At 61.9% G+C, this 7,153-nt stretch carries 7 protein-coding genes and 2 pseudogenes; 5 read left to right on the top strand and 4 right to left on the bottom strand.

Going from position 1 to position 7,153, the window contains the following annotated elements:
- Both MPJ51_RS20680 and MPJ51_RS20675 read right to left on the bottom strand, forming a co-directional pair.
- A pseudogene (locus MPJ51_RS20680) lies at window positions 1-119 on the bottom strand (BAX inhibitor (BI)-1/YccA family protein); the annotation flags it as partial.
- A gap of 174 nt (window positions 120-293) precedes the next feature.
- The gene (locus MPJ51_RS20675) at window positions 294-512 is read right to left on the bottom strand and encodes a DUF1127 domain-containing protein (RefSeq protein WP_298390785.1); all 219 of its coding nucleotides are present in this window, start codon (window positions 510-512) and stop codon (window positions 294-296) included.
- 127 nt (window positions 513-639) lie between these two features.
- Here MPJ51_RS20675 and MPJ51_RS20670 point away from each other — a divergent pair, with 127 nt between their 5' ends.
- The gene (locus MPJ51_RS20670) at window positions 640-1,518 is read left to right on the top strand and encodes a LysR family transcriptional regulator (RefSeq protein WP_298390783.1); all 879 of its coding nucleotides are present in this window, start codon (window positions 640-642) and stop codon (window positions 1,516-1,518) included.
- Between the two features lie 6 nt (window positions 1,519-1,524).
- On the opposite strand, the gene MPJ51_RS20665 is transcribed toward MPJ51_RS20670, so the two are convergent.
- The gene (locus MPJ51_RS20665; protein ID WP_298390781.1) at window positions 1,525-2,481 is read right to left on the bottom strand and encodes an NADPH:quinone oxidoreductase family protein; all 957 of its coding nucleotides are present in this window, start codon (window positions 2,479-2,481) and stop codon (window positions 1,525-1,527) included.
- A gap of 334 nt (window positions 2,482-2,815) precedes the next feature.
- Between MPJ51_RS20665 and MPJ51_RS20660 the strand changes: the two genes are divergently transcribed.
- The 3 genes from MPJ51_RS20660 to MPJ51_RS20650 all read left to right on the top strand — a co-directional run bounded on the left by MPJ51_RS20660 (window position 2,816) and on the right by MPJ51_RS20650 (window position 5,474).
- Entirely contained in the window at window positions 2,816-3,187 is a 372-nt protein-coding gene (locus MPJ51_RS20660; RefSeq protein WP_298390779.1) for a helix-turn-helix transcriptional regulator, read from the top strand.
- Between the two features lie 45 nt (window positions 3,188-3,232).
- Window positions 3,233-4,024: a histidinol-phosphatase gene (gene hisN, locus MPJ51_RS20655; protein WP_298390777.1), complete on the top strand. Its 792-nt coding sequence runs from the start codon at window positions 3,233-3,235 to the stop codon at window positions 4,022-4,024.
- Window positions 4,025-4,139: 115 nt separating this feature from the next.
- A complete protein-coding gene (locus MPJ51_RS20650) occupies window positions 4,140-5,474 on the top strand; it encodes an 8-oxoguanine deaminase (RefSeq protein WP_298390775.1) in 1,335 nt (444 codons plus the stop codon).
- A gap of 65 nt (window positions 5,475-5,539) precedes the next feature.
- Here the strand turns inward: MPJ51_RS20650 and guaD are convergent, their stop codons facing one another.
- Complete coding sequence (guaD, locus tag MPJ51_RS20645; RefSeq protein WP_298390772.1) at window positions 5,540-6,829, bottom strand: guanine deaminase; 1,290 nt, start codon at window positions 6,827-6,829, stop codon at window positions 5,540-5,542.
- Window positions 6,830-6,968: 139 nt separating this feature from the next.
- On the opposite strand from guaD, the pseudogene MPJ51_RS20640 reads away from it, so the two are divergent.
- Window positions 6,969-7,153: pseudogene (locus MPJ51_RS20640) on the top strand (magnesium transporter); the annotation flags it as partial.

Below are 7,153 nucleotides of genomic sequence, written 5' to 3'. Positions count from 1 at the left end.
GTGATCAGCATGCCCACGGACATTGTGCCGTAGACTTTGTTCATATGGGCGCGCAGGCCCGCATCAATCTCGGCAGCGCGCGCGCCGGACGCCGTCCGGATCGTGTCGAATTGTGCCATAAAAGGATCTCCCTTCACGTTTCTGTGCCTGGCCCGTCATCGCAGACCAGCTTCCCAGCAAATATCGGAGAGTGCGCCCTATGTTTCAAGAGTTTTGCGTCCAATTCTCAGCAAAACCATCAACAAATTTGGCGGCTGGTGTGCCCATGCCGCCAAATTCGGGTGAACCGCCTGTCATCTCAGGCATTTATGCCAATGCAAAGGGGCGTCCCAGATCGGACGGGCGGCCTCGGTTCGGGCCTGGGCACGGGTGATGCCGATGTCATCCAGGGCGCGGTCGTCCAGCCGGGCCAGGGCGCGGCGTTGTTTGGCCACACCCAGCCGTTGCCACAGCCTGTGGCCAATACCGGTTCGGGTCAGTCGACGCGGTTTTGTCAGTGCAATTTGGGTCATAAATTTTGCCCTTTCATGGTTGTGTGATGGCATCACGGGTTAAGATCAATTTCCTTGATCTATATGGCGTGACCTGACATATTTTGAAAATGAATGTTTGTGGCGAGTCTCATAAGGAATATTGAAGATGCGAAATTTGGACATCACCACCCTGCGCTCATTCGTGGCCGTTGCCGACCATGGCGGGGTCACGCGCGCCGCGGGGTTTCTGCATCTGACGCAATCCGCAGTGTCGATGCAGTTGAAACGCCTTGAGGACCTGCTGGGGCTGGACTTGCTGGACCGCAGCGGGCGCACCATCGCGCTGACGGCATCGGGCGAGCAACTGCTGGCCTATGCCCGCCGGATGATCGCGCTGAACGATGAGGTGATCTCGAAACTGACCGATCAGGCCTTTGAGGGCGAGGTGGTGCTGGGTGTCCCCCATGACATCGTCTACCCGGCGATCCCGCGCGTGTTGCAGCGGTTCAACGCGGATTTTCCGCGCGTGCGGGTGCAGTTGATATCCTCATATTCTCTGCAACTGAAAGAGATGTATCAGCGCGGCGAATGCGACCTGATTCTGACGACCGAGGCGACGGGTGCCGACGGGGCCGAGACCATAACCGAACTGCCCCTGCGCTGGATCGGCGCGCCGGGCGGGTCGGCCTGGCGCAAGAACCCGATCCCGCTGGCGGTGGGGCGGCGCTGCATGTTCCGCCCGCAGGTGATTGCGGCGCTGGATGCGGCGGGCGTGCCGTGGGAATTGTCGGTGGAAACCGAAAACGACCGCACCATCGAGGCGACGGTCAGTGCCGATCTGGCCATTCACGCCATGCTGGACGGGACCGAAGCCGCGCATCTGGAGCAGATCGATTCGGGTGGCGCGCTGCCCGAACTGCCCGGCCATAAGATCAACCTCTATGGCGGAGAGACCGGGCGCGACGCCGTGGTCGATGCATTGGCTGCGCTGGTTCGGCAGAATGTCCGCCTGCTGGGGGGCACACCGCTCAAGGCCGTGGGGTAGGGGCGGTCAGGGCGTGATGACGATCTTGCCGGTCGATTTACGCTCTTTCAGCAATTGCATGCCTTGGGCGGCGTCGCGCAGGGGCAAGGTATGGCTGATATGTGGCTTGATCCGCCCCTCGGCATGCCAGCGGAACAGGGTGGCGAAACTGTCCTGAATGATGTCCGGGCGGAATTTCAGATAGGCCCCGAAATAGACGCCGATCACCGTCAGGTTCTTGACCAGCAGGTGATTGGCCGGAATCTGCGGCACCTCACCCCCGGCGAATCCGATGGGCAGCAGGCGGCCTTCGGGATTGGTGGCGCGAAAGGCGGCCTTGAAGACATCGCCGCCGATGGCGTCATACACCACATCCGCGCCGCCCAGGGCCAGAACACGGGCCCGCAAATCCTCGTCAGCGTCGATCAGATGATCCGCCCCGGCCTGTTGCGCGACGGCCAGTTTCTCGGCCCCGCGCGCCTGAGCGATCACGGTCGCGCCCATCAGCTTGCCCAACTCGACCGCCGTCAGTCCGACGCCACCCGCTGCACCGGTGACCAGCAGCGTCTCGCCCGGTTGCAGCCGCGCCCGATGGTGCAGCGCGACATGGCCGGTGCCATAGGCGATCTGCATCGCCGCGGCGTCTTCAAAATTCAGTGAGTCTGGCAGGGGCAACAGCCGATCCGCGTCAAAAACCCCGAATTCGGCCAATCCACCCTGGCCGGAAAAGACCGCTACGCGGTCTCCGGGCTTGATATTGCTGACATTGTTTCCAATTTCGTCAACAATCCCGGCGACTTCCATACCCAGGGTAAAGGGGGCTTCGGGGGTTTCCTGATAGGTGCCCTTTTGCATCAGCAAATCGGCAAAGTTCAGGCCACAGGCCCGGATCGCTACGCGCACCTGACCCTCGCCGGGTTGGGGAACCGGCGTATCACACAGCTCGGCCTTGGCCCCCTTGGAATTTATGCGATATGCCAGCATCTCGGCCCTCCGGATTTTGGGTGCATTGGCGGGTGTGAGGGGGGAAATGTCAATTGCAAACCGAGCGCCGCGAGGGCCGCTGCCAGACCGAATGATTTCCCTGTTTCCAAAATGGAAACCGTCCCTGCGCGGGTTACAACCGGAAACAACCATTCGCAGTTTTGAATTCAACCCGCTTGAAAATTTCTTCAAATGCAGCAATATTGTCGCGGGGGTGCCATTCGGGGGGCACATTCCGGGTTAGGGCGTTCTTAAGCAACAGCCTGCTAAATGTGCGGTGACACCTGTTGCCGTTTTTCCCGGACGATTGTGTGAGTAAAAAAGGAGAATACCAATGACCCATCACGTCGATGTCCATGTGGGCAAACGCGTTAGGCACCGCCGCTGGCTGATTGGCATGACGCAGCAACAGCTGGCGCAGCAAGTTGGTATCAAGTTTCAACAAATCCAGAAATACGAAACCGGCGCCAACCGGATCAGCGCCTCGCGCCTGTGGGATATTGCCGAGGCTCTGGATGTTCCCGTCAGCTTTTTCTTCGAAGGTCTGGAAGAGACGCAGAAAACCGATGCCGAAAAGAAATCGGTGCCTGCTGACCTGATGGGCGACAAGGAAGCACTGGATCTGGTGCGCTCCTACTATTCGATCCCGGAAAACCAGCGCCGCCGCCTGTTCGAACTGGCCCGCGTGCTGAGTGAGGTCGCCTGATTTCAGCGGCTTGACATTGGGGTGCGGTCGCCGCACGGGTAGGTGATGCGACACACTCCACAAAGCGATCTAGAGATTGCCGAAGAAATGGCCGACGCGGCACGCGCGGCCATTCTTCCGTTTTTCCGCCAGTCCGATCTTCAGGCCGAAAACAAGCTGGAGGCCGGTTTCGACCCGGTCACCGCCGCCGACCGCGCGGCCGAACAAGCCATGCGCGCGGTTCTGGCCAAACACTGCCCCGATGACGGTATTCTGGGCGAAGAATTCGGCCAAAGCGCGGGTTCCAGCGGGCGGGTCTGGGTGCTTGATCCGATCGACGGAACGCGCGGGTTCATCAGCGGCACCCCCACATGGGGCGTTCTGATCGCATTGGCCACAGAGACCGGCCCGTTTCTGGGTGTGATCGACCAGCCCTATATCGGCGAACGGTTCGTGGGTTGCGACGGGCAGGCCTTTGCCCAGGGCCCGATGGGCAAGACCACCCTGACGACCCGCAAGACCCGCACGCTGGATCAGGCCATTGTCTTCACCACCTTCCCCGAGGTTGGCACCGAGGTCGAGGCCGAGGCATTCCGCGCCGTAGCACAACAGGCCAAGCTGACGCGCTATGGCATGGATTGTTACGCCTATGCCCTGCTGGCAGCCGGGCAGGTTGATCTGGTGATCGAGGCCGGGCTAAACCCCTATGACATTCAGGCCCCGATTGCGTTGATCCAGGCCGCAGGCGGGATCGTCACCGACTGGCACGGCAACCCGGCCCATGACGGCGGGCGTGTTCTGGCCGCGGCCAACCCGGACATCCACGCCGCCGCGTTGGAGGTTCTGCGCCGGTTCTGATCCCGGTTGCCCCGCCGGGCGGGGCCGTCTAAACTCGCGCCAGCTGGTTCTTGCGCCCGTTTTCCACCAGCTCACACTCCTGATGCACTGAGACGGGCAGATGCAGGAGTGCGCAATGTCCGAAACATTGATCCGAAACGCCGATTCGATCCTGACGATGGATGAGGGCCGGCGCGAGTTGTCCGGTGCCGATCTGCTGATCCGTGACGGCCAGATTGCCGAGATCGGTCAGGGCCTGACGACCAAAGGGGACATCCACGATGCCACCGGCTGCATCGTCACCCCCGGTTTGGTCAACACCCACCACCACCTCTATCAAACCCTGACCCGCGCCGTGCCGGGCGGGCAGGATGCGCTGCTGTTCGGCTGGCTGAAAACGCTCTACCCGATCTGGGCGCGGTTCGGCCCGGAAGAGATGTTCACCTCAACCCAAATCGGTCTGGCCGAGCTGGCACTGTCGGGCTGCACGCTCAGTTCCGACCACCTCTACCTGTACCTCAACGGCGCGCGGCTGGAGGACACCATTGCCGCCGCCGCCGAACTGGGCCTGCGTTTTCACCCCACACGCGGCGCGATGAGCATTGGCGAAAGCGACGGCGGCCTGCCGCCCGACAGTCTGGTCGAGGCGGAACCGGCCATCCTCAACGACATGATCCGCGTCGTCGACGCCTTTCACGACCCCTCCGAAGGGGCGATGTGTCGCGTAGGCCTCGCCCCATGCTCGCCATTCTCGGTCAGCCGAGAGCTGATGCGCGACGCCGCCCTGCTGGCGCGGGACAAGGGGGTGATGCTGCATACGCATCTGGCCGAAAATGACGAAGATATCGCCTATTCCCAGGCGCAATTCGGCTGCCGCCCGGGACAATATGCCGAGGATCTGGGCTGGACCGGCGCGGATGTCTGGCATGCCCATTGCGTGAAACTGGACGGGACCGAGATCGACCTCTTCGCCCGCACCGGCACTGGTGTGGCCCATTGCCCCTGCTCGAATTGCCGCCTCGGATCAGGCATCGCGCCTGTGCGGGCGATGCGGGACGCGGGCGTGACGGTTGGGTTGGGTGTGGACGGTTCGGCCAGTAATGACAGCGGCAACATGATGGCCGAGGCGCGGCAAGCGATGCTGCTGCAACGGGTCGCCAAAGGGGCGGATGCCATGTCCGCCCGCGAAGCGCTTGAAATCGCCACCCGCGGCGGCGCGGATGTGCTGAACCGCCCCGATTGCGGCCGCCTGATGCCCGGAAAACGCGCGGATATCGCGATCTGGGACGTAACCGGCATAGAAAGCGCCGGCAGTTGGGACCCGGCGGCGCTGTTGCTGGTGGGCCCGACAAGGGTCAAACACCTGTTCGTCGAAGGCCGCCAAATCGTGCGCGACGGCCACATCACCACAATCGATCTGCCCCGCACCATCGAAACCCAAAACCGTCTGGCAAAAGCCCTCGCCAGTTAGAAGGGTCCGCTCTTCATCTGGCCAAAAATATCCCCGCCGGAGGCATGCGCCGCAGGCGCATCCTCTCACCTATCGACACGAGAGCCCCCGATCCAAACATCCGCAACCGCCCGGTCATCCCCCATCATGATGGTGGGAAAAACCGCTTCCCACAGATCGTCGGCACAAGCCTCACGCTGGGCAATGGCGGGGGTCGAGGCCAGATCGAGCACAACCAGATCGGCCTCCATCCCCGGGGCGACATTGCCGATGCAACCGTCCATGCGCAGGGTGCGGGCCGATCCCACTGTACCCAGCCACAGCAACTGCGCCGGATGCAGCGGATGCCCACGCAACTGACCGATCTCATAGGCGGCCGCCATCGTACGCAGCATGGAAAAACTCGACCCACCACCGGTATCGGTCGCCAACCCAACCCGGTGCCCGTCGCGCATCAGCCCGTTCATGTCGAACAAGCCCGACCCGATGAAGGTGTTGGAGGTCGGACAATGTATCAACGCCGCATCAACCTCGCGCAAGCGATCCCGTTCGCGGGCCTCCAAATGGATAACGTGACCAAAAAGACCGCGCCCGCCCAGCAGGCCGAATTGCTCATAAGTGTCCAGATAATCCCGCGCGTTGGGGAACAGGGACCGGACCCACGCGATCTCATCGGTCTGTTCGCTCAGATGGGTCTGCATCAGGCAATCGGGGTGTTCGGCCCACAACGCGCCCATCGCCTCCAACTGATCGGGGGTCGAAGTGGGCGAGAACCGAGGCGTGATTGCATAGGAAATCCGATCCATTCCATGCCATTTCTGCAACAGCGCCTTGGATTGGTCATATCCCGTTTGCGCCGTGTCCCGCAGCCCCTCGGGCGCGTTGCGGTCCATGCAGGTCTTGCCGGCCACCACCCGCTGGCCACGCGCCTGCGCTGCAGTGAAAAACGCATCCACGCTTTCGGGATGGATGGTGCAGAAACTGCACATGGTCGTTGTGCCATGGGCGGTGGTCAGGTCTAGATAGCGCCCGGCGATTTCGGCGGCATAGTCCGGGTCGCTGAACTTCATCTCTTCGGGGAAGGTGTACGAGTTCAGCCAGTCGATCAGGCGTTTGCCCCAACTGGCGATCATGGCGGTCTGCGGATAGTGGACATGGGGGTCGATGAACCCGGCCATGATCAGGTGATCCCTGTAATCCACGACCGCTGCATCTGGATGGGCTGCCGAAAGATCAGCCAACGATCCCACAGCGGCGATATGGTCACCCTCAATCAGAACCGCCTCATCCACGCGCACCGCGTCCGTCGGCTCGTCCTCGAATGGCGATCCGTTGAACCCCAGAACACGCCCTTTCAAAAGCGTCTTTTGCGCCATTTGTCCTGTTCTCCGCCCGTTTTGAACCACCGCTCAGCATAGGGGGGCGAAACTTGCGGGTAAATCGGACCATTGTCATTGTTTTCCGGTAGCTGCTTCTTCTATTTAGGGGCCAATCGCCGTGAACAGGGGGCAGCACATGACGACAGGCAGTGACGAGGTCAGACCCGAGCAGCCCCGGGACGATGACGCCTATGCGCTGGACCCGCGCACGGTTGCCGCGATCCTTTACGCAGTTGAGGTCGATGACCGCGACAAGCTGATCGAGTTGATGGAGCCGCTGCACGCCGCCGACATCGCCGACCTTCTGGAACAGATCGACCC

The sequence above is a fragment of the Ruegeria sp. genome (assembly GCF_028066395.1).
Lineage (GTDB): Bacteria > Pseudomonadota > Alphaproteobacteria > Rhodobacterales > Rhodobacteraceae > Ruegeria.
Note: the sequence above shows the minus strand (reverse complement) of the source record. Positions and strands in the feature narration are given on the sequence as shown.